The sequence below is a fragment of the Bacillus sp. NMCC46 genome (genome assembly GCF_002998465.1).
Classification (GTDB): Bacteria; Bacillota; Bacilli; order Bacillales; family Bacillaceae; genus Bacillus.
The window spans coordinates 65622-88036 of sequence record NZ_PVQZ01000006.1 but is presented as its reverse complement, the minus strand read 5'-3'; the positions used below and the strand labels follow the sequence as shown (position 1 = coordinate 88036).

At 43.9% G+C, this 22415-nt stretch carries 21 protein-coding genes; 11 read left to right on the top strand and 10 right to left on the bottom strand.

Annotated features, from left to right (window positions below; translation table 11 throughout):
* Positions 1 to 161 precede the first annotated feature (161 nt).
* A complete protein-coding gene (locus C6Y01_RS15940) occupies positions 162 to 1793 on the top strand; it encodes a S8 family peptidase (RefSeq protein WP_034664303.1) in 1632 nt (543 codons plus the stop codon).
* A 40-nt stretch (positions 1794 to 1833) separates the two neighbouring features.
* On the opposite strand, the gene C6Y01_RS15935 is transcribed toward C6Y01_RS15940, so the two are convergent.
* Positions 1834 to 2373, bottom strand: coding sequence for a ribonuclease FAU-1 family protein (locus tag C6Y01_RS15935; protein WP_080869579.1), 540 nt, complete (start codon positions 2371 to 2373; stop codon positions 1834 to 1836).
* A gap of 254 nt (positions 2374 to 2627) precedes the next feature.
* On the bottom strand, positions 2628 to 3176 hold the full coding sequence (locus C6Y01_RS15930) for a GNAT family N-acetyltransferase (protein WP_034664306.1): 549 nt from the start codon (positions 3174 to 3176) through the stop codon (positions 2628 to 2630).
* A 213-nt stretch (positions 3177 to 3389) separates the two neighbouring features.
* Between C6Y01_RS15930 and C6Y01_RS15925 the strand changes: the two genes are divergently transcribed.
* A complete protein-coding gene (locus C6Y01_RS15925) occupies positions 3390 to 4607 on the top strand; it encodes a multidrug effflux MFS transporter (protein WP_034664307.1) in 1218 nt (405 codons plus the stop codon).
* A 31-nt stretch (positions 4608 to 4638) separates the two neighbouring features.
* Here the strand turns inward: C6Y01_RS15925 and C6Y01_RS18990 are convergent, their stop codons facing one another.
* From C6Y01_RS18990 to C6Y01_RS15910, 4 genes are all read right to left on the bottom strand, one after another.
* Entirely contained in the window at positions 4639 to 4800 is a 162-nt protein-coding gene (locus C6Y01_RS18990; protein WP_164847186.1) for a hypothetical protein, read from the bottom strand.
* Positions 4797 to 5384, bottom strand: coding sequence for a DUF1700 domain-containing protein (locus C6Y01_RS15920; RefSeq protein ID WP_034664308.1), 588 nt, complete (start codon positions 5382 to 5384; stop codon positions 4797 to 4799). The genes C6Y01_RS18990 and C6Y01_RS15920 overlap by 4 nt, the downstream gene beginning before the upstream one ends.
* Positions 5377 to 5694, bottom strand: coding sequence for a PadR family transcriptional regulator (locus C6Y01_RS15915; RefSeq protein ID WP_034664309.1), 318 nt, complete (start codon positions 5692 to 5694; stop codon positions 5377 to 5379). The genes C6Y01_RS15920 and C6Y01_RS15915 overlap by 8 nt, the downstream gene beginning before the upstream one ends.
* 97 nt (positions 5695 to 5791) lie before the next feature.
* The gene (locus C6Y01_RS15910) at positions 5792 to 6622 is read right to left on the bottom strand and encodes a YitT family protein (RefSeq protein ID WP_034664484.1); all 831 of its coding nucleotides are present in this window, start codon (positions 6620 to 6622) and stop codon (positions 5792 to 5794) included.
* Positions 6623 to 6957: 335 nt separating this feature from the next.
* On the opposite strand from C6Y01_RS15910, the gene mmuM reads away from it, so the two are divergent.
* The 3 genes from mmuM (at position 6958) to C6Y01_RS15895 (ending at position 10087) form a co-directional block, all read left to right on the top strand.
* Complete coding sequence (mmuM, locus tag C6Y01_RS15905) at positions 6958 to 7896, top strand: homocysteine S-methyltransferase (protein WP_095285920.1); 939 nt, start codon at positions 6958 to 6960, stop codon at positions 7894 to 7896.
* A gap of 46 nt (positions 7897 to 7942) precedes the next feature.
* Positions 7943 to 9343, top strand: a complete 1401-nt coding sequence (gene mmuP / locus C6Y01_RS15900; protein ID WP_106038490.1) for an S-methylmethionine permease — start codon at positions 7943 to 7945, stop codon at positions 9341 to 9343.
* Between the two features lie 123 nt (positions 9344 to 9466).
* Entirely contained in the window at positions 9467 to 10087 is a 621-nt protein-coding gene (locus tag C6Y01_RS15895; RefSeq protein ID WP_106031961.1) for a hypothetical protein, read from the top strand.
* Between the two features lie 341 nt (positions 10088 to 10428).
* Here C6Y01_RS15895 and C6Y01_RS15890 read toward each other — a convergent pair whose 3' ends face one another.
* The 3 genes from C6Y01_RS15890 to C6Y01_RS15885 all read right to left on the bottom strand — a co-directional run bounded on the left by C6Y01_RS15890 (position 10429) and on the right by C6Y01_RS15885 (position 13891).
* Positions 10429 to 10749 carry a hypothetical protein gene (locus tag C6Y01_RS15890; RefSeq protein ID WP_223249952.1) on the bottom strand — a complete coding sequence of 107 codons (321 nt, stop codon included), beginning with the start codon at positions 10747 to 10749 and terminating at the stop codon, positions 10429 to 10431.
* A 21-nt stretch (positions 10750 to 10770) separates the two neighbouring features.
* On the bottom strand, positions 10771 to 10980 hold the full coding sequence (locus C6Y01_RS19195) for a hypothetical protein (protein ID WP_223249951.1): 210 nt from the start codon (positions 10978 to 10980) through the stop codon (positions 10771 to 10773).
* A 241-nt stretch (positions 10981 to 11221) separates the two neighbouring features.
* Positions 11222 to 13891, bottom strand: a complete 2670-nt coding sequence (locus tag C6Y01_RS15885) for a S8 family peptidase (protein WP_106038489.1) — start codon at positions 13889 to 13891, stop codon at positions 11222 to 11224.
* A gap of 242 nt (positions 13892 to 14133) precedes the next feature.
* On the opposite strand from C6Y01_RS15885, the gene C6Y01_RS15880 reads away from it, so the two are divergent.
* From C6Y01_RS15880 to C6Y01_RS15855, 6 genes are read left to right on the top strand one after another with little or no spacing between them, the layout of a single operon-like run.
* A complete protein-coding gene (locus tag C6Y01_RS15880) occupies positions 14134 to 14592 on the top strand; it encodes a PTS sugar transporter subunit IIA (RefSeq protein ID WP_106031959.1) in 459 nt (152 codons plus the stop codon).
* Entirely contained in the window at positions 14589 to 14918 is a 330-nt protein-coding gene (locus C6Y01_RS15875; RefSeq protein ID WP_034664321.1) for a PTS fructose transporter subunit IIB, read from the top strand. Before C6Y01_RS15880 ends, C6Y01_RS15875 begins: the two co-directional genes overlap by 4 nt.
* Before the next feature lie 36 nt (positions 14919 to 14954).
* Positions 14955 to 16073, top strand: coding sequence for a PTS fructose transporter subunit IIC (locus tag C6Y01_RS15870; RefSeq protein ID WP_034664325.1), 1119 nt, complete (start codon positions 14955 to 14957; stop codon positions 16071 to 16073).
* A 28-nt stretch (positions 16074 to 16101) separates the two neighbouring features.
* Entirely contained in the window at positions 16102 to 18765 is a 2664-nt protein-coding gene (gene mngB, locus C6Y01_RS15865; RefSeq protein ID WP_106038488.1) for a mannosylglycerate hydrolase, read from the top strand.
* 57 nt (positions 18766 to 18822) lie between these two features.
* Positions 18823 to 19707: an ROK family protein gene (locus tag C6Y01_RS15860; protein ID WP_034664331.1), complete on the top strand. Its 885-nt coding sequence runs from the start codon at positions 18823 to 18825 to the stop codon at positions 19705 to 19707.
* Positions 19704 to 21623, top strand: a complete 1920-nt coding sequence (locus tag C6Y01_RS15855) for a BglG family transcription antiterminator (protein ID WP_106038487.1) — start codon at positions 19704 to 19706, stop codon at positions 21621 to 21623. Before C6Y01_RS15860 ends, C6Y01_RS15855 begins: the two co-directional genes overlap by 4 nt.
* Before the next feature lie 60 nt (positions 21624 to 21683).
* Here the strand turns inward: C6Y01_RS15855 and arr are convergent, their stop codons facing one another.
* Positions 21684 to 22100: an NAD(+)--rifampin ADP-ribosyltransferase gene (arr, locus tag C6Y01_RS15850; RefSeq protein WP_034664337.1), complete on the bottom strand. Its 417-nt coding sequence runs from the start codon at positions 22098 to 22100 to the stop codon at positions 21684 to 21686.
* Between the last annotated feature and the right edge of the window lie 315 nt (positions 22101 to 22415).

Genomic DNA, 22415 nt, shown 5'->3' with positions numbered 1-22415 from the left:
TCCTACTTTCTCTTATTATGATCTCTCTATTGTCTACTAGATTTGTATGAATTTCAATTTCAGGTTACTTGTAAAAAAACTTTCTGACAAACAATATGATTCTTCTAACCATCCTTCTCATTTCTCCGATATAATAGAGAAAAAAAGACGGAGGTCATCGTATGCAAGGGGCTATCGCCTTGAAAAAGAAAATCGTCGTAGTCATCGCGTTTCTTCTTGCGTTGACAACTGCCTTGCCTTACCATTCGCAGGCAGCTGCACCGCCAAAAGAAACAGATGTCATTATCGTCTATAAAAACCAAAAAGGAAAGCAAACGGCTATTGAAGAAAGTGAAAAAGTGAACGCACAGTACATACATCTTCCCGCTGTCGCTGTGACAGCAGATGAACAAGCCGTCACTTCACTCAAAAAAGACCCAAACATTGCATATGTGTCAAAAAACGTAAAGGTCAAACTCGCTTCTTCTACCATGAAAAAAACTGCTGCCGCTACGAATCAGGATGCATTGGTTCAAAAATCTTACAACCTGCAAAAGCTGAATGTAAAGAAAGCGATCAAAGAAGGCGTCACAGGTAAAAATGTGAAAGTAGCCGTTTTAGATACTGGTATTTTTCCACATGAGGATTTAAAGGTATCGGGCGGTAAATCATTTGTGAACTACACATCTTCCTATAAAGATGATGAAGGACACGGCACACATGTTGCGGGCACGATTGGTGCGATCAATAACGATTACGGCACAGTCGGCGTCGCTTCTGGCGCGAAGCTGTATGCTGTGAAAGTGTTAGATAAAAAGGGAGAAGGCGACCTGTACAGTCTGCTTCGAGGCATCGATTGGGCCATTAGCAATAAGATGGATATTATGAATTTAAGTCTAGGTTTTGAAGACAATATCCCCATCTTGCGTTCAGCAGTGGATGAAGCATACAAAAAAGGACTGCTTGTGGTCGCTGCAAGCGGAAATGATGGGAAGAAGAATCATATCAGCTACCCTGCCGCTTACAATAGCGTCATTGCTGTTTCCGCAACCACTGACAAAGACAAACTCGCGTCTATCTCAAATACAGGGAAAGGCATCGAATTTTCTGCCCCTGGCGAGAACGTCATCAGCACTTATTTAAAAAATGAATATTGGTATGCAACGGGTACATCACAAGCTGCACCGCATGTCACAGGGATGCTGGCGCTGTTGAAGCAGCTTCATCCGAAGAAAACAAATGCGCAGCTTCGCACCTTATTGCGCAGCTATACAGTGGATCTTGGCGCAAAAGGAAAGGATCCACAATTCGGCTATGGCCGCGTGCAATATGTACCGCAATCCACCTTTTTAAAGGCTGCGACCAGCGCTGTCAAAAAAGCCGAAACATCTAAAAAGCAGGCAGATGTCAATCAAGCCAAAACGAGAATTGGCCGACTCACTGCAAGTAAACAAAAAACAGCACTCACCGAACGGGTGAAAAAGGTACAAGGAACCATTGATATCCGTTCCGCACGTTCAAAGGTTCAAACAGCCGAAAAAAACAAAACACAAGGCGCCATTAAAAGCGCCCAAACGGCTATCAAAAAGCTAAACAAAGGCAAAGAAAAAACAAGCCTGCAAAACCGGCTCGACAAAGTCAAAAAACAGGTCGCCTATCAAAAGAAAGTGACAGACGCCAAACAAAAGGTGAAAAAAGCGGAAGCCAAACGGACAAAGAAAACAAAAGCAGCGGCTCAAACCGCTGTCAAACAGCTAAAAGCTTCCAAAACGAAAACCAACTTACAGAAACGATTAAACCGTATCAAGGTTTGACAGAAAAAAACGATTCCTCGCCTGAAAGGAATCGTTTTTTCTATTTCAACATCGGCTCAAACAAGCTGTGATGATATTTTCCTTCGGCATCTGCCCTCACTTGATCGAGTATGCTTTCTAACGAAGCCATCACACCCTCTAATGCCCGGCGCACTGAACCTTGTTCAAAAGCCGCTAAACTCTCCGGCAATTCATCTTCATCCAACACAAAGAAATGACCATTCGGCAGAACGAGAAGATCAATAATGAGGTCTTCAAATATGACCAGCTGGCCGTTGAACCATGTATTCCCCACAATATTAAAATAAGACCCAAGTTCCTTCCCTTGATCATCTCTCCAGAAGTAAATATTGTAAGGTCGATCCTTCCAATAATAGGCGGTCGTATAGCTCCCTTTTGGAATGGTCAGAGCACCATCACCTGCCCTCATCGTAAACGTGTCTTCGATCTTGTGAAACAGCACAGCCTGCTGCTCCTGTGCGTCTAACAGCTGACAAGTATATTCCACGACCTTCTGATCGTATTTGATTTTCCTCTCGATTACTTCATCCCAACGATCCGCATGTAGCGAAAACAACATGTCACAACTCCCTCTGCATCTAGTTTCTCTCTTTCCAGTATACACCGATTTTTTTTGAAGAAATAAAGGGTTGCTGCATTTACTTATGGAAGACTTATGATGAGATGAAATAAATGAACGGAATCACGATTCTTGAAAACCTTACAGAGCTTGGACAAATCATCCTCTTTTTATGAAGCTATGCCTTTTATTGACGGCTGGTGAAAACGAAGAGAGAACGAAAGCTGTCCCTGAAGGACTTGCTCTTCCTTTTATTACGAGTGAAGTGATGAACCAGCCGGCTGTTCTTTTTGGATAACATATTGATAGCTCTTGACATGCGTCCCATTTTGATTCACAAATTCTTTATCTAGTGCACGCTCAAAGCCCATTCTTTCATATAGACGAATGGCAGCCTGCATTTTATCAGATGTATGAAGATACAGGACATTTTCGCCCCATGATTGCGTAAGTTCAATACTTTTACGTAACAATGACTCTGCAATTCCTTTTCCCCTAACATCGGGATCTACTCCTAAAAACCGGACGATGGCTGATGTAATGCCCATTTCGGGTTTGTCATACGCTTGCTCTGATGACCGGAACATTTGAAGCGTCCCCACGACCTTGCCTTCAAGCTCCGCCACAAGCATCAGCTCCATGTTCGGATTATCTACAGCTGCTGCAAGCGCAGCAGAATAATTTTGCCAGCCTTCCTCTGTAAATTGAGGCTCATACTGTGAATAGGATTTGATTAGTACATGCCTGACCGCTTCATGATCTTCTTTGACTGCTTGACGAATGATCAGCTCTTGCTGCTTCATGTCAGCACCTCCTGTTGTTTATTGCTAGATATACGTATCATGCAAATACTGCATGTCGATGACCTTGTTCTTTTCTCTACTCATTCAATGTAAAGAGTCTCATTCGAAAGATCAATCATTTTGCACGGAATCATCTTTGAAAATTTCCATTGAAAAGGAACGCTTGATTCATTATGCTGTTTTGAGGAAGTATACGAGGAGTGTAGTGATCATATGAGTTCTTTATCTTATCCCCAAGAATCGAAAAAAAATCGATTTCTCCTTGCTGCATTGCTTGGGTCTTTAACAGCCCTTGCACCGCTTGCAATGGATATGTATTTACCTGCTTTGCCTAATATTGCGCGTGATTTTGAAGCAAGCACGGCTTTGTCCCAATTAAGTCTGATGGCTTGTCTGATTGGACTGGCGCTTGGACAGCTGATTGCAGGTCCTATTAGTGATACGATCGGCAGAAGAAAACCGCTGATGATCGGCTTAATCATTTTTATAGCCTCATCACTTTTATGTACGGTGGTCACATCGATTTGGATGTTCATCCTCTTAAGATTGATTCAAGGGCTCGCTGGTTCAGCTGGCATTGTCATTGCACGAGCCATTGTGCGAGATCATTATGAAGGATCAGAAATGACGAAATTCTTTGCACTGCTGATGTTGGTCAACGGGGTTGCTCCGGCAGCGGCACCTATTGTGGGCGGACAGATTTTACGCTTTACAACATGGCAGGGTGTATTTGTTCTACTAGGAATTCTCGGGGCCTTGATGCTGCTGAGATCCATTTTTTCACTACAAGAAAGTTTACCTGTGGAGCGCAGACAGACTGGGGGCTTTCAACAGATTGTTGGTGCCATGAAAATTTTAGCGAGTGATCGTCTCTTTGTTGGGTATGCCCTCTCGCAGGGTCTTGTATTCGCAGCGATGTTTGCCTATATTTCTGGCTCACCGTTTGTGCTCCAGGATCTTTTCCACCTTTCTCCACAAGGATTTAGTGCTGCCTTTGCGGTGAATAGTCTTGGCATCATCACGGCTGGACAAGTATTTGCCCGTGTCGCTGTAAAAATCGGCGAAGAGAAAGTTCTTCGCATTGGATTGCTGACAGCTGCCTTAGGCGGCGTCTCCTTATTTTTGATGATCTCCATTGATGCAGGGTTGTATGGCATTCTCATTCCATTGTTTTTTGTTGTCTCAAGCGTCGGAATTGTCGGTACGTCCGCGCCGTCTCTTGCGATGCAGCATCACGGAGCGCATGCAGGAAGTGCAGCTGCCCTCATCGGGGTGGCACAAATGCTGCTAGGCGCATGCATGACACCTCTTGTCGGACTAGCGGGAAGCCAAACAGCCTTTCCAATGGGCCTGATCATTATGCTTTGTGACCTAGGTGCACTTTGCTGTTATTTCTTCTTTGTGGCCCGAGCAACAAAAAGACCCGCATAAGCGGGTTTTTTTAGTTCATTATAGCGCGTTGCTACCAATTGATGGTGCGGAACACGTTGTTCTCTTTTTTTGTGTGATATGCGTCTGGATCAAAACCTGATAGCCCAAACCCAATCGCCGTTACAATGCCTCCTACAACTGTGAAGATCATGCCCCATTTAAAGCATTGCTTTTTGAATTCATTCACGTTCATATTCTCACGACCTTCTTTCTAAACATTCCCATGAATGCCTTAGTGGTTTGAACAGTCATTTGCACAAATAACTTTGTCAAATACACCGTGGCAATTCCGCATAATAATCCGACACCTAATAGAAGAATACCCACTCCAACCTGCGTCACCACCACATGCAAACCGTCCTGAAAAATAAATGGAGAACCAATGATGCTCCAAAAACCTCCGAGCAGACCAGTGAGCGTCAATGCACCTGTGACGAGCGGAACGCACCAAACCACCATATAGACAGAAAGAATCAGCAGAATGACCGTTGCTAAAATACTTCCCCATAACGGAAAGCCCAAAATGAGAATGGAAAGCCTTGTAGCTTTTTCTCCGAACGTCGGCACCTGAGCAGTTTTGATTCCTTGTTCCTTCATAATCCCCTCAGCGATGATTGAAGGCTGACCCACTTGATGAACAGCTTCCTGTTCGCTGTAGCCATCTTCCTGATAATCCTCGATCATTTCATCGTAATATTCGATGAACCGATCACTTTCTTTTTCGCCTAGACGATGCAGGTGCTTCTCTAAGCTGGCTAAAAATTCTTTTTTATTCATTGCCCTGTCCTCCAGAAATAAAGTCGTAAATCGCCATCACTTGATCCCATTCCGCTAAAAACTGCGCCATATGCTCACGGCCGCTATTTGTCATTCGGTAGTACTTTCTTAATCGACTGTTATGTTCCTGAGAATAGGTCTCCACATAGTTGTTTTGCTCTAACCGCTTTAATATCGGATATAATGTCGATTCTGAAATCTCAATACAATGGGACATATCTTTAATAATTTGATAACCATAGGAATCGCCTTTCTTTAATACCGCCAGTACACAGAATTCCAGCAAACCTTTTTTTAATTGTGCATTCATGATTACAACTCCTAACCATTTATACTATACAATACATAGTATAATGTGACAAGAGGTATAGAGCATAAAAAAAGACCCGGTTAAGGTCTTTTCAGGTTTATATATTCACAAATCCTTCTCCGAACACATCACGCACGTCATGGACAACAACGAATGCGTCTCGATCAATTTTCTTGATGATTTTCTTTAGGCGCATGAGCTCTTGCTTTTGAATGACTGCGTAGAGAATCTCCTTCGATTCCTTTGAATAATGACCGCGTCCGTTTAAAATCGTCACGCCTCGATCCAAAGTGTGATTGATTTCTTCAGCAATATCATCTTTGCATGAAGAAATAATCGTTACTGCCTTTTTCGTGTTAAGCCCTTCTATCACAAAGTCCATCACCTTTGTTGCCACGTACAGCATCACAATGGTGAACATTAATTTTTCCGCACCAATAATAAAGTAGGAAGCAAATACAACGATCAGATCAAAGAACAAGATGGCATAGCTCACGTTCCAGTCTAAATACTTGTTGGCAATTCTTCCGAGTATGGCAGAACCCGCCGTTGTACCGCCTGCTCTTAGCACAAGACCAATTCCAATACCGATGATAATTCCTGCGAAAATCGCTCCAATGATCAATTCATGTACATTCACGACCCATGTTGTGGTCAGGTGTAAAAATAGGGAGTTACTTGCGACGGCAACCACAGTATAAATCGTCGTCTTCTTGTCCAAATATTTATACCCCACAAGCAGCAGGATGGCATTAAACACCAGGTTCGTCAGCCATGGTGCAATTTCAAACAAATAATAGAAAATGATGGACAGCCCCGTTACACCGCCTTCACCAAATTCAAGTGGAATGACAAACATGTTCACTGCTGCAGCAAATAAAAAAGAACCAATCAGAATCATAGCCAAATCTTTTACACATTTTTTCAATTTCTTCTTTCCTCCTTTTCTAAGCATATAAAAAACCCTCTTTCTGCACGAAAGAAGACAGTCGTTGGACAAAATAAAAATCAAAAGACAGCGCCTTTTGATGAAGCTTTCTGAAATGAGCCTTTCCATAATATATATCTCTTTTTAGAGGCTGTCAATGACTTGGTTTTCTATTATTTTGACTGCATCTTTATGCACCGAAACCCGCATGTTTTCAAGGTTTTTCCGCGATATCATGCTTTTTCCTCTCCTTGACAAAAACACTTTAGTCATTTAAACTACTGCCTCATATCATATCCATCATTTCCAACTAAAAAGGAGGGTGTTCGATTCCGATGAATCCTATTCAAAGCCGTTTACAGCCTCACGCACCTTTGGTTTTAGACGGTGCACTTGCAACGGAGCTTGAACGAAAGGGCTGCGATTTAAACGATCGTTTATGGTCAGCCAAAATACTCATTGAACAGCCAGAATTGATTCAGCAAGTACACTTGGATTACTTCCAAGCCGGAGCTGACTGTGCCACAACAGCGAGCTACCAAACAACGATTGATGGCTTCGCTGAAAAAGGCTATACAAAAGAAGAAGCCATTGAACTAATGAAACGATCTGTCACTTTAGCAAAAGAGGCACGCGATCTTTTTTGGCAGGATGAAGCGCATCGTAAAGGGCGGACAAAACCATTTGTCGCAGGATCTGTGGGGCCATTCGGTGCTTATTTGTCTGATGGTTCAGAATATAAGGGAAATTACGGACTCACGGAGCAGGCACTCATTGATTTTCACAGACCAAGAATTCAGGCATTAGTAGAAGCTGGTGCAGACATTCTTGCATGTGAAACGATCCCTTGTCTGATTGAAGCAACGGCTATCGCAAAGCTACTGCAAAATGAATTCAGGAGTGTATCTGCTTGGATCACATTCAGCGCAAAGGACGATCTTCACATTAGTGAAGGTGATTTGCTCAGAGAATGTGTACAAGCATTGGAACCTTATGAACAGATCGCTGCTGTTGGTGTAAACTGTACGCCGCCGCAATTTATCTCTTCTCTCATTCAAGAGATGAAAAAGGGGACGAGCAAGCCGATTGTCGTGTATCCAAACTCAGGAGAATTATATGATCCTGAAGAAAAGGTATGGAGCGGGGATACATCTCAGCATACATTTGGTGAATGTGCGCATCAATGGTACAAAGACGGCGCGCATATCATCGGCGGCTGCTGCCGGACGACCCCAGAAGATATCACGGACATCTTAAAACAAACCACATCATAGCACCACGAATCATCACACATACTTCTAAGCAAAAGGGCGGGAAGACATGGAACAAGCAAAAGATCAGTCACAACAATATCAACGAAAAATGACGAGCCGCCACCTGTTCATGCTTTCTCTAGGCGGCGTTATTGGAACAGGGCTCTTTTTAAGCTCTGGGTATACCATCAATCAGGCAGGACCCGCAGGAACGATTCTTGCCTATCTTGTCGGGGCATTAATTGTGTACCTCGTGATGCTCTGTTTAGGCGAGCTGTCTGTCGCAATGCCGGTTACAGGGGCCTTTCATACGTATGCAACAAAATACATTGGACCCGGCACAGGCTATACAGTCGCTTGGCTCTACTGGCTGACATGGACAGTGGCACTCGGTTCGGAATTTACAGCGGCAGGCCTTTTAATGCAGCGCTGGTTCCCAGACACATCGGTTTGGATGTGGAGTGGCGTTTTTGCTCTTCTCATCTTTTTACTCAATGCTTTTACAGTTAAGTTCTTTGCAGAATCGGAATTTTGGTTTTCCAGCATTAAAGTAATGGCTATTATTCTTTTTATTATCCTTGGCGGAGCTGCGATGTTTGGCTTGATTCCATTAAAGGGCGGTGAATCTGCTCCGTTCTTTTCTAACTTCACTGGAGAAGGCGGACTTTTCCCAAACGGCTTTTTACCAATTTTAATGACGATGCTAGCTGTCAATTTCGCTTTTTCAGGTACGGAGTTAATTGGGATTGCTGCGGGTGAAAGCGTCAATCCTGACGAGACCATTCCAAGAGCGATTCGCACAACCGTACTGCGTCTTGTCCTGTTTTTCGTTGGAACGATCGTGGTCTTAGCCGGCTTGATCCCAGTGGAAGAAGCCGGGGTGATCAAAAGTCCATTTGTTGTGGTGTTTGATCGAATCGGGATTCCGTATGCCGCAGATTTCATGAATTTTGTCATTTTGACGGCGATCTTATCTGCCGCAAACTCAGGACTATACGCGTCATCCCGTATGCTCTGGTCTCTTTCTGAGGAACGGACACTGCCTAAGAAACTAGCGAAGCTGACATCAAAAGGAATTCCTTTGAATGCACTGATTTTAAGTATGATCGGCGGTATTCTTTCTTTGTTATCAAGTGTCATCGCACCAGAAACGGTATACCTTGTCCTTGTTTCGATCTCTGGACTGGCCGTTGTAATCGTGTGGATGGGGATTGCTGCCTCACAGTTTATGTTTCGGAAACGTTTTTTGCAGGAAGGCGGACAGCTCCATGATCTTTCCTTTCGAACCCCGCTCTATCCAGTGGTTCCAATTGCTGCCTTCCTCCTGTGTTTTGCATCTGTCATCGGTATTGCCTTTGATCCAAATCAGCGGATTGCCCTCATCTGCGGCATTCCTTTCATCGCGCTCTGCTATGCTGCCTATTATGTGACAGCTTGGATTCAGAAAAAACGAGAACCTGGTGTATAGCACCAGGTTTTTTAAAAGTATAAACAACTTGACAAAAAAGGATATCGCTAGCAAAAGAAACACACATTGGTATATGATAGAAATCTATGATTTTCAGGATGAACCAAGGGAGTTGTCACTAATATGGAAATGACCATTACAAGAGCATTAAGTGAACTGAAAATGTTAGATAAGAGAATCAACCGAACCGTTGATGAAGCCGTACTTGGTGGATTGATGATCGGGAAACATATACAGCACGGGTTTCAAGATCAAGAAGAAATCGAAAAAAAGGCGAAGGCTGATGACCAATCGATTCAAGCATTAATCAAACGCCGGAATGCCATCAAATCAGCCATTGTTGTGTCGAATGCGACCACAACAATTGATGTAGCGGGTGTCAGCATGACGGTGGCAGAAGCGATTGAACGGAAGACGTCGATCGAATACGATATTCGTTATTTACGGAAATTGAAAAAGGTGTACACAGAACTAGTAGACAAAGCAGAACAAACCAATGAAGATGTGAAAAAGAGGCTCGACCAGCATTTAGAAACCTTGTTTGGGAAAGACGGAAAAACACAAGCGGCTGCCAACCAAGAGATCGTCAAGTCGTTCCTCGCTGAAAATGAGGCAACGATCATCGACCCGCTTCGTCTTCGAGTGAAGATTGAAAAGCTTTCGAACGAAATTGAGGATTTTCAAATGGAAGTTGATTTTTCCTTGTCTGAAAGCAATACACTGACGAAAATACAGATCGATTAATTGATTTTGTTAGTGAGCCGAAAATCGATAGAACTAAACACCTCCGAGGGAAAGGTCATTCCCTCCTCATCTGATCATCTTTGGATGATCCTTGATAAAAGCTCAAAGCTGAATGTTCAAGGATCAACGTTCAAGTGTGAAAGTTCTTATCCATCAAAGCTCAGGATTAAAAGTTAAACGCTCGATCGAATCTGGGAGTAACGGCTGATGAGTGTTTGTTTATCGACTCTTTCGGTTGCCGCCCAGCAGGTTTGCTAACAAAAAGAAAAGGATGTCAAATGAGACATCCTTTTTTCTATGAAAAAACGACAAGCTCCAGCCAAGTCGTCTCCCTCAGCAAATTAGTTACGTAATGTATATGCCAAATGGTACACACTTGTGACATTTGAAGATAGCTTGATGTCGTTTGAAGTGAACGTCGCCGGAACAATATCGTAGTAATGTGTCGACCAGCCTGCATTATTGTGTGTACGGTAGCCTGCACCTGAAGGAACTTGAATCGTTAGTGAAAATTGTCCATTTACGCCTGTTGTGCCTGTCGCTGTTTGAGCATATGATTTGATTGCTGCTTCAAAATAAAGCTGGATCGGCTGATTGGGCATGAGGTTTCCGCTTGCATCTTTTAGTGTTCCTTTAAACGTAGCTGGATAATAAGAGCCCACTCGATATTTACTGCCAGAGCCCTAATTCACCATTCCACTATCTGCTGCTGTGACACTAGTTACTTGTACAGATGCTGGTACTGCTCCTGTTTCCTCTGCATGTGCAAAGGTTGGGAATACGAGAAGCAATGATAGAAAGAAAGCAAACATCATTTTTTCATCGATAAATCCTCCTTTTTTTCCTACTATATTACTTTTTACATTAATTGGTATATTTCCAGTAACAAACAAAAGAACTTCCCCTTTTTAGAAAGGGAAGTTCCAGATTGTTGACAAAGGGCTAAAATGATCTTTATTTTAGCCCTTTGTCTTCTTTTCAGCGTGATAGAAAACCTTTGCAGTCTAGGAAGGGCGAGCACCGGAGCGGAGCGAATTTGACATTCGTGAGCACCGGAGCACAGCCCTGCGGGCGAATGCGAGGGTTTGTCTACACGTTGAAACTTCCCTTTTTTTAGAAAGGGAAGTTCTTCTCTTACTTTTTCACAACAACAACCTTCACCGCTTTGCTTTCTCTTTTTCTCACATCAGAAGCGGTCACATACAAGACTGTTTTGGCTTTTTGCGGTTTTATTTGGGCAGTAAATGCGCCCTTGTTATTCGTTTTCACCGTTTTGATGACTTTCTTTGATTTGTTTTTCACTTTAATGGTCAATCCTGCACCCGCAGTCCCTTTGACCGTTTTACTTTTGACCGTTAATTTGCCCACTTTCGGCTTAGCTGGTGCTTTGCCTTTTTTGACGACTGTTTTGAGCGTTGTAGCGGCCTTTCCTTTTGAAATCTTAATGTGAAGGACTTTGTTTTTGTTCTGATGCTTGATCTTCACACTAAAAGTTCCATTTTTCCCTGCTGTGCCTTTTCCAAGCAGGGTTTTGCCTCTATATACAGAAATAGCAGCGCCTGCCTTTGCTTTACCTGTCACCTTTTGATGTTGATCCTCCACTTTGCTCACAGATGCATTCAGTTCGACAGCACTTAAAGCAGCAAATGCATTCAGTCTGCCATGTCCTGTCATCCAATCAATACCTGGAATTTTCGGATCGACAATTGGCTCATCGTTTTCATCATAGAAAACGTCATCTTTTCCATCAACAGATGTAAAGGAGATCTTATCTGCTGTGCTTTGCAAGATATTCCTTACTTGATTTGGCTTCAAGGATGGATTTTTAGAAAGCAGTAATCCTGCTGCTGCTGCCACATATGGTGTCGCCATTGATGTCCCGCTCAGATATGAGACATTCCCATCTGGCATTAAGCTTGGAATATCAGATCCTGGTGCAGACATGCTCAGTCCTTTACCATAGCTTGAGAATTCAGCGGCAATATCCATACGGTTGCTTGCGCCAATGGCCATTGCGTACTTTGATGTCGCAGGATAGCCCATTTCTGGAATGCCATCATTTCCACTCGCGACGACCACTAGTACATTTCTTTGAGCCGCGTAGTTCATTGCATATTCAATCACCCGGCTGTAGTAGCCGCCAAGGCTCATGTTGATGACCTTTGCGCCTTTATCTACTGCATGCTTGATTCCAAGTGCAATATGCTCTGTATCTCCAAAGCCATAGGCATCCAGCACCTTCACTGGAATGATGCCCGTATGTTGATTGAGGCCTGCCATGGAGTAATGATTATCGGCTTTTGCGGCAATGATGCCGGCAACATGCGTACCGTGTCCATTGTCATCAATCGCATCTTTGTTTCGTCCAATGAGATTCGCACCTAAGTCCGTACGAACAGTCCCGCTTAAATCAGTCAAACGACTGTCTACACCTGTATCCACAACAGCAATTAATGTTTGCTTCATTTTGCTTGTGCCAATCAGTGTATTCATTTGTTCAAACTTCACATCAGCGCCTTTTTTCCCGCTGTTTTGCGCACTGTTTTTCAGCGGCCACTGGTAACCATACTGCACGTCATTGCTAAGTGCACGATAAGTTTGAACAGGCTCCGCAAATTCAACATTCGGCATACTGGACAGCTTTCTTGCAGTGCTTTTGATCACAGCTTTGCCTGCTTTTAGTGTCTTCCCAGCTGATTCTTGCCCTGCTGGTACATCATAGACATACATTCCTTTAAACAAAGGACTTACTGACTGCGATGTCACGCGGTTTTCTTGGATTCCATAGCTTTTCATCTTCTTTTTCGCAGATTGAAGCGTTTGGCCATCCTTTAGTTTAAAAATGATCTTATTCGTCTTCACTTTCTCTTCTTTTACAAGCTTTTGCTTCTCTAATACATAACCGATCGATTTTCCTTCAAGCTGATCGATTCCAATATTTTGACTCACTGCTTCTAATTCCTTCTTTAAATAGGCAGGACTTGCTCCTTTGAGCATATCAAAAAGAGAACGGATCGCCTGTTGTTCTTTCTCTGTCACGATATGACCGCTAAATGCACCATTTTTCTCTACGTCATTTAGCAGTGTCTTTAATGTAAGCAGATGATTGTATACCTTTTGCTGCTCATTTTTTTGTTTGATGAGCTTCGATTTGAGAAATGGCTTTGTCTTTTGGAGCAGGCGACTCAGCTTCTGACCATTTGGTGTTTCATTAAAACGTTTATCTTCAATTGTACGCATCGATTGGAGAATTTCGCGCCCGTACTTTTTCTCAATAATAATGATGTCAGGCTCATCGTCTTCAGGGAAAACGGGTTCGGAAGGCGGAAGGTTAGCTCCTTTATACCCAATTGTATAGGCCGCATCCTCTTCCTCATCACGGCTGTCTTCCTCCGACCCTAAATAGAGCACTTTGACAAAATAAGGACCTGACCATGCATGCGGGAAGTCGATCTCTGTCTCTCCACTTGCAGTGTCCACACGATATCTGGAATAAGTGTCATCCTTCATCGCTCTGTCCTTGCTTGGATAGACCGATACGGACAACACCTGTTTACTTTTTACAGAAATTTTCATATGCGTATGTTTTGCCACCTCTTGTGCAGATGGCGTGATTTGGTACCATGACTCTTCTTTTTCATTCTGTAATGTACCTGAAATCACTTCACCATTTTTTAACCCAATGGCTTCATTGACAGTTGTTCCTTTACTGGCAGCTGCTGCCTCGTATCCAGGTAATGCCGCCATACAGAGAATGATGGCCATGAGTACGACCACACAGGGTTTGACCTGCTTTTTGAACATGAAAAGACCCCCTTATCTTTTGTAATACCTTGGAAGAATATCACAGAAATGCATTTAGTAGAATCTGTTTTTTACATAATTAAACTCGTTTTAAGCTAGGATTTGAGATATACAGACAGCAAAACGAATAGCTTCATAAACTTTTTGCCATTTCAAACGGAAAATGATGCTATTTAACCATGCCGAAAAGTACATTACAATCAACTTGTAAGCGCTTAACAAACAAGAGAGAAGGGATCAGCTTGTTCCAAAAAGATCATGTTTTCACACAAGTAAACGGACGATCAAAGAATGAGATTTTACAATACATTGCCAAGAAAGCTGAAGACCTTCAGATTACAAACGATCAGGCGGGGTTATTATCCGATTTGTTGACACGCGAAGACGAAGTCTCAACAGGACTTCAGCAAGGCTTCGCCATTCCTCATACAAAAAGCTCCGCTGTACAAACGGCTTCACTTCTATTTTTAGAGTTAGAACAACCTATTGAATGGGGAAGCTTCGACGATTTGCCCACAAGCTATTTATTTACACTGCTCGTTCCATTAGAAGAAGCAAATGTCACACACCTGAAATTACTGTCAGGGATTGCGACAAGCCTCATGGAACCGGCTTTCATCGATAAGATACAACCAGGTCAAACCGCTGACTATTATTACGAAGTCATTGAACAACAATTGAAAGAGGGGATTACACAATGAAAATTGTCGGTGTCACTTCATGTCCAGCAGGGTTAGCTCATACACCAATGGCAGCAAAGGCATTAGAGAATGCGGGTAAACAGCTCGGTCACGAGATCAAAATCGAGCAGCAAGGGATTATGGGACAGGTAAATGGCATTACAACAGAGGAAGCAAAGCAGGCAGACCTTTGTATCATTGCCTCAAATCAGCATATCAACGATGCGGAACGTTTCTCAGGCATTCCCACAGTACGTGTCGAGATTGGACGCGCCTTAAAAAATGCCGAGCAAATCATCACAAAAGCCGTAGCACTTGTTGAAAAGAAAAAATCTGAATCTCAATAAACGTGAGCAATGCCATATAGAAAGGAGCAAAGCAAAATGAAAGCAAAATTAAAAGTCATTGAAGGCCATCTCATGACCGGTATTTCTTATATTCTTCCTGTGATCATCGGTGCCTCCCTTATCGTTGGTTTAGCAAAACTAGTCGGATTAGGATTTGGTGTTTCAGATTTAAACGCCTATAAGGATGCTGGCGGCATTTTACACGGCGCCTATTTAATGGAGCAGGTTGGCTGGACAGGCATTGGCTTAATGAACGTCCTGCTCGCTGGATTTATCGCCTATTCGATTGCGGATAAATCAGGTCTTGCGGCCGGCTTCATCGGTGGTGCCCTTGCCAGCTCAACGAATGCTGGATTTATCGGTGCCGTCATTGCAGGCTTCTTCGCAGGATATGTCGCTCTTTTTGTAAAACGAAAAATTCAAATTCAAGGCTCCGCGGCCGGACTCGTTCCTCTGCTCATCTTACCGCTTATAACCGTTGGCTTAACCGGGCTTCTCATGTCCGTTCTGCTGGGCGGACCATTAGGCGCTTTGAACACGGCATTAATTGAATGGATTAAAGGTATGGTCGCTGACGGCACAAGCACACTTGCACTCGCTCTGATTCTAGGCGCGATGATTGGCTTCGACCTTGGCGGACCGGTGAATAAATCCGCTTGGATGGCAGGTAACGCACTCTTCCTATCAGGCGTCTACCTCCCTGCCATCCTCGTCAATATTGCGATTGTCATTCCGCCGCTTGGATACGGGCTTGCGACATTGATTCGAAAACGCAACTTCTCTCCAACCTTTAGAGAAGCCGGACGAGGCGGGCTTGTGATGGGCATTATCGGTATTACGGAAGGGGCGATTCCTTTTACCCTTGTCAATCCTTTGAAATTGATTCCGCTCAATGTTGTCGCGTGTGCTGCTGGAAGCGGGGTCGCTGCATTATTAGGTGTTCATGACATCATGCCGCCAATTGGCGGGCTATACGGCTTCTTCTCAGTCGGAAACTGGTGGGCTTATTTAATCGGAGCCCTCACTGGCGCACTCGTCATCGGTATTGGCGCCAACCTGCTTGTGAATTTCTCTGAGAAAAAAGAGCCAAAAACGCCAGAACATGACCAGAAGCAGAAAGAAGAAGACGATTTTGACCTTGTGCTAGAAGGATAATTTGAACATAGAAAGGTGTCGTTGATCAATGACTGTCAATGTACATGTGATTCCACATACTCACTGGGACCGGGAATGGTATTTCACCACCTCCCGATCCCGTATCTACTTAATGAAAAGCGTAATGGACATTTTAGACACCCTTGAAACAGATGAAAGGTTCCATTACTTCATGCTCGATGCACAGGCATCCTTATTGGATGATTACCTGAAATGGCGCCCTGAGGATGAGAATAGAATCAAAAAACTCGTCACAGCCAAACGTCTCATCATCGGCCCATGGTATACCCAAACCGACCAGCTCGTCATTTCAGGTGAATCGATTGTACGGAACCTGCAATATGGGATTGAACGCTGTCAGCAGTTCGGTCATGTGATGAAAGTCGGCTATGTCCCTGATTCCTTCGGTCAATCCGCGCAAATGCCTCAAATTTACCGTGGATTCGGCATTGTGGATACGGCTTTTTGGCGCGGCGTTTCAGACCATATGACGAATCACACTGAATTCAATTGGCAAGGTGCTGACGGCAGTGAAGTCTTTGCGGTGAACCTGCCATTTGGCTACTACTACGGTGGAAATATTCCTGAGAAGGATGCGGACTTACAAGCCTTTTTATCTGAAAAAATTGGTGCACTGCAAGCAAAAGCAACCACAAAGAATGTCTATTTCCCAAATGGCTTTGACCAGGCACCGATCCGCAAAAACCTGCCTGACTTATTAGAAAAAGCCAATGAACTTGACGAGCACCACTATCAAATCAGCAGTTTAGAAGATTACATTGCAGCAGTAAAAAAAGAGCGGACGTCTTTTGAGACATTAGAAGGAGAGCTCATTCATGCGAAGCATATGCGGATTCACAAATCTATTTTTTCAACACGAGCTGATTTAAAAATCTTAAACAATCAAATTGAAAACTATCTCGTCAATGTGATGGAGCCTATCCTAACGATTAGCTATTCTCTCGGACACGACTATCCGCATGATACGGTTCGTGATATTTGGTACCTCATGTTTGAAAATGCAGCGCATGACAGCATTGGCGGCTGCAATAGCGACACGACGAATCAAGATGTCTTCTTCCGCTACAAGCAGGCAAAGGAAATCGCCGAGAATCTTGTGGACTTACACATGCGTCTCATTGCTATTCGACTGCAAACTGAGCAAGAAATCACATTCACGTTATTTAATACACTGCCTTCAAAGCGTTCTGAAGTCATTGAGGTTGAAACCTTTATCACGGAACGTCCATTTACACTAAAGGATGCAAACGGAAGAACGCTTCACTACACAGTGAAAAGCAAAACCGATGTCACAGATTATGTGCTGGCACAGCAAATTTCTCTTAACCCAAGTAAAGATGTGTACATGCCAAAACAAGTATGGAAAGCCATTCTGCTGATTGAAGCCGCCAGCTTACCGTCCGTTGGTTATACACAAGTCAGCATGGTTTTCGATGAATCGAGCGAATCTGTATGGGAACAAACAGAAGGACGCGCGATTGAAAATACGTATTACCGCATAGCGGCAAATGACAACGGATCGCTGGACATCACAGATAAACAAACAGGCCTGACATTCTCTGAGCAAATGATCTTTGAAGACAATGGAGACGATGGAGATTCCTACAACTATTCCCCGCCGCGCGAAGATCTGTATGTGTCATCCAAGGATCTTTCTTCAGCAGACATCACAGTGTCTAAAAGCGGCCTGCAGGAAGAGCTCACCATCCAGCTTACTCTCACTGTCCCATATGACTTAGAAGAGCGCTCTCAGCAATCGGTCACGACTTCACTCCCGATCACAGCGAAGGTGGCATTAAACAAAGATGAGCCTGTCATCCGTTTTCATGTCGATGTCGACAATCATGCGTTAGACCATCGTCTGCGTGTCCTCTTTGATACAGGCATCGCATCAAAGGTATCACTGAGCGATCAGCAGTTTGGAACCATCGAACGCCCAACAGAGCTCACGCAAGAGCTTGAATGGTGGAGCAATGAGCATTGGGAAGAAAAACCGATCACCATTGAACCGATGCAATCCTTTACTGCACTTCGTGATGAAGCATATGGTGTCGCTCTATTGACCGACTGTGTGAGAGAATACCAGATCACAGGAGAAGACTACACAACGATTGCGTATACGCTCTTCCGCTGTTTCGGAAAAATGGGGAAAGAAAATCTTCTTTACCGTCCAGGCCGCGCATCTGGGGAAAAAATTGTTGAGACACCTGACGCTCAGCTGCAAGGTGCACTGTCGTTCTCATTTGGCATGCACTATAGTAAGGACGCTGTCAGCGAGGGGCACTTAGCGCAGCTTGCTAAGCGGTATACCACCCCAGTTCAATGCTACGAACGGGCAGACTTTTTAAACGGTCGTTTAATTTTCTCTTTCCGAGATGAAAAAGAAGACTTACAATCTACTTATAGCCTGCTTGACATTGAGACAGACGGAGCCATTCTAAGCGCTCTAAAAAAAGAAGAGCATGGAACAGGCATTGTCATCCGTCTCTTCAATCCATATTTAACGCGTCAAACAGCCGCTTCAATCAATAGTTCATCTCTACAACACGGAGAAACAGCGAATTTAGGCGAAACACCTGAAGGACATATACTCAAAGCACAACATGGATCATTACACATTGAACCGCTCACACCTTGTCAGGTACAAACCTACATTGTAAAGAAAAAATGAACATGTAGGGGCGGGGTCCATTTGGATTCCGCCCCTCTTTAATGGAGGGCATTGATCATGCGAATTGGAGGCATTGAAGCAGGCGGAACAAAATTTGTCTGCGGCTACGGAACAACAGACGGAACGATTGAACACATGACTTCCTTTGCAACAGGAAACCCAATTGAAACATGCCGGCAAGTGATCGATTACTTTACAAAGCATCCTGTCGATGCCATTGGCATTGGGGCATTCGGGCCTGTCGATGTAAAAGAACAAAGCCCAAGCTATGGGACGATTTTAGATACACCAAAAACAGCCTGGCGCCAATTCCCTTTCCTCTCAACCTTAAAACAAGCCCTTGGGCTCCCGATGAAGCTCGATACCGATGTGAACTGTGCAGCACTCGGAGAAGCCCGCTTTTCGGTCGAAGCACGAAAGCCTGCTTCTTTGGTTTACATCACAGTTGGAACAGGAATAGGCGGCGGTGCCTATATTGAACACCGCCTCATTCACGGATTATTGCATCCAGAAATGGGTCATATCACCGTTCAGCGGCATCCTCATGATTCCTACGGAGGCTGCTGCCCAATACATCACGACTGTTTAGAGGGACTGGCATCTGGACCTGCCATAGAAGGACGCTATCATACACTGGCGCAAATGCTGCCAGAGGAGCATCCTGCCTGGTCACTTCATGCCTACTATCTCGGGCAGATGACCGCCAATTTATTACTCACTCTTTCACCAGAGCGCATCATTCTCGGCGGAGGTGTGATGAAACAGCCCGCTATGCTGCCGCTCATTCTTGATGAAACAGAAAAGCGGCTTCACGGGTATTTGCAGCTGCCAAAGCCTTTAAATGAAATTATCACCAAGCCATCCTTTGATGGATTATCTGGTTTAATGGGCGCAATCGCTCTTGGTACTGATGCCTTACAGGCGCAAGGAGCCGCGCAATGATGATGACGGCAGATCCTCGAACCTATCAGCTGATTCAGCGGCTATTTGAAACGAAGGGGTTCGTGAAGCTGGAGGAGCTCACTGCCTCTTTTCGCTTATCTGACCGCTCCATCCGCAATTTAATCAAAGAAGCAAATGAGCAATTAAAGGAAGCTGGAGCCAAGATTAAAACGATCCGCGGAAAGGGATACACCCTATTAACGAGTGATCAAGACGCCTTTCTGCTTTGGCTTCATCAGCAGAAGCTTCCTGCCCGCTCTCTCGTCCCCGTCATGCCAGAAGAGCGTGTACGATTTATGATGAGAAAGCTATTGCTTCAACCGGATTACTTAAAAATTGACCAGCTGGCTGAAGAACTGTTTATCAGCCGCATGACAGTCAGCAGTGATTTAAAAAAAGGACGAGAGCTGTTAGCCCGATACGGCATGACCCTTGTGTCAAAACCTGGGTTTGGCTTAAAAATTGAGGGAGACGAGTTGCAAAAAAGAACATGCTATGCAGACTTACTCCTTGAGGAAGAGCCTGCACTTTCTCATATCACCGAGCGGGAGCAGCTCCATTTTCCTGATATTTCTCTTGAAACCATTCGATCTATTGTCCTGACGAACCTGCATCAAGAGTCATTGCTCATTAAAGACATTGCCTTAAAAAACTTAGTCATTCACTTAGCGATTGCGATTCAGCAGACACGAAAAAACCAGCGGATATCCGCCAGCACCACTCGTACACAAAAATCGCAAGTCTTAATGAGAATTGCCCAAAAGATCATACAGCAGGTAAGTGACACCTTTCACGTCATCTTATCAGAGGATGAAACAGATTACTTAGTGATGCATCTATTGGCGAATCAAACGTGGAAAGAAGCCGCCCAGCATCAGACGACAGTGGAAGTTCAGCAGGCGGTTGCGGTCTTTCTACAGCACATTGAGAAAACAAGCGGCCACCGCTTTGCAGATGACAACATCCTGCAGCAAGACTTGATGCTTCATATGAAGCCATTATTAAATCGAATCCAATATGGCGTATCCTTACAAAATCCGCTTTTGCATGAGATCAAAGCGTCCTATCCTTACCCGTTTGATTTGGCTGTCAGCGGACTGAATGCCTTACAGCTGGTACGGACGCCAAATGAAGACGAGGCGGCATATGTTGCCCTGCATATCGCTGCTTCATTTGAAAGAAGTCAGCTCGATACCTCGCAAAAAAAGAAAGCCATTATCGTGTGCGGGTCTGGACTAGGGACGGCAAGACTGCTTGAAATTAAATTGAAGGCAGCCTTTCAGCACGAACTGGAAATCGTCGAGCTGTATTCCTATCAGGATTATCTAATGAGTACCACCCTGCCCTGTGATGTCATCATTACAACCGTCCCACTCGCATCAAAGGGAAAACCCGTGATTCAGGTCAGCGCTTTTTTTGAACATCATGATGTACAGCGGGTAAATGAGATCATTCATTTATTAAATGGACATGGGACTCCCTCTAAAGAGCTGATGGCATTTTTTCAAGAACGATTGACCTTATTAAATGCTGACCTATCCAGCAAGGACGAGGTATTAGACACACTATGCAGCCGTCTAGAGGAGCATCAGCTAGTATCGCCTTCTTTTCGGCCCTCGGTGCTTGAGCGGGAGCAAATGTCGTCTACCTATCTTGGCAGAGGAATGGCTATGCCACACCCGCTCATCACAAATGAAGGCACCTCCTGCGTAGCCATCGCACACTTAAAACAGCCAATTGACTGGCAGGGAGATGAAGTATCACTTGTCTTTTTATTAGCCATTCATAAGGATGACGCAGCCTGCATGAATCAATTCTTTGAACAAGCCGTCGATTTACTGGACAATCCAAACCGCATTCACTCCTTGAAGCAAGCAAACACATTTGTTGAGTTGATGGATGCGTTGTTTCAATAAGATAGAACAAAGGCCGCCCAGTTAATGAGGCGGCCTTCGTGTTATTTAGAATATGGATCATCAATCGTATATGACATTTTTTCCTTCTTCACTTAATTTCTTCAAAGAGCTCAGCATATGTTCAATTTCTTCATCAGAATGTCTTTCCCATGAACCTAATTCTGCGACTATTTTCAAAGGGGATTTCGATCGATAAGAACGTGTTGGATTGCCGGGAAATTTTTTGTCAGTCAAATTCGGATCATTTTCAAACTCGCCTAACGGTTCTACAAGATATATTCTCTCTTTCGCATCTGACCTTGCTAACTCAGCACCCCATTTGGCCGCATTTAATGTTCCAGTGAAATAGATATGGTTTGATTTTTTATCCTGAAAATTGGATAAATACAGCGGTTCAAGCAGATCTCCAATCTTCAATTCTGCTTTCGTCCCATGAAAAAATGGGCCAGGATCTAAAACCTGCTCATTGTCATTCATACAGCCGCACCCCTTATCGTTTTTGACTTGCGTATAACAGTATACGGCCTGATCTGGGCGGAAAACAGTCTGTAAATGAGATTGTATTCGCGGTATAATAATAGTAGAGAGCAAGATGTGATTGGATCTAAAAAAATGGAAACTTCTCATTAACACCAACAAGTACAAAAACAAGAATACCTTCCACAGCTGATAGAGTCACAATCACACCATGGTTCATTGGGTATTCCTTCGCAATTAATTTCTGACCTATATAATTCAAAGCATAAAAAATGAAAAACAATAAGAAAAACAGAAAAAGAATCGTCATCATAT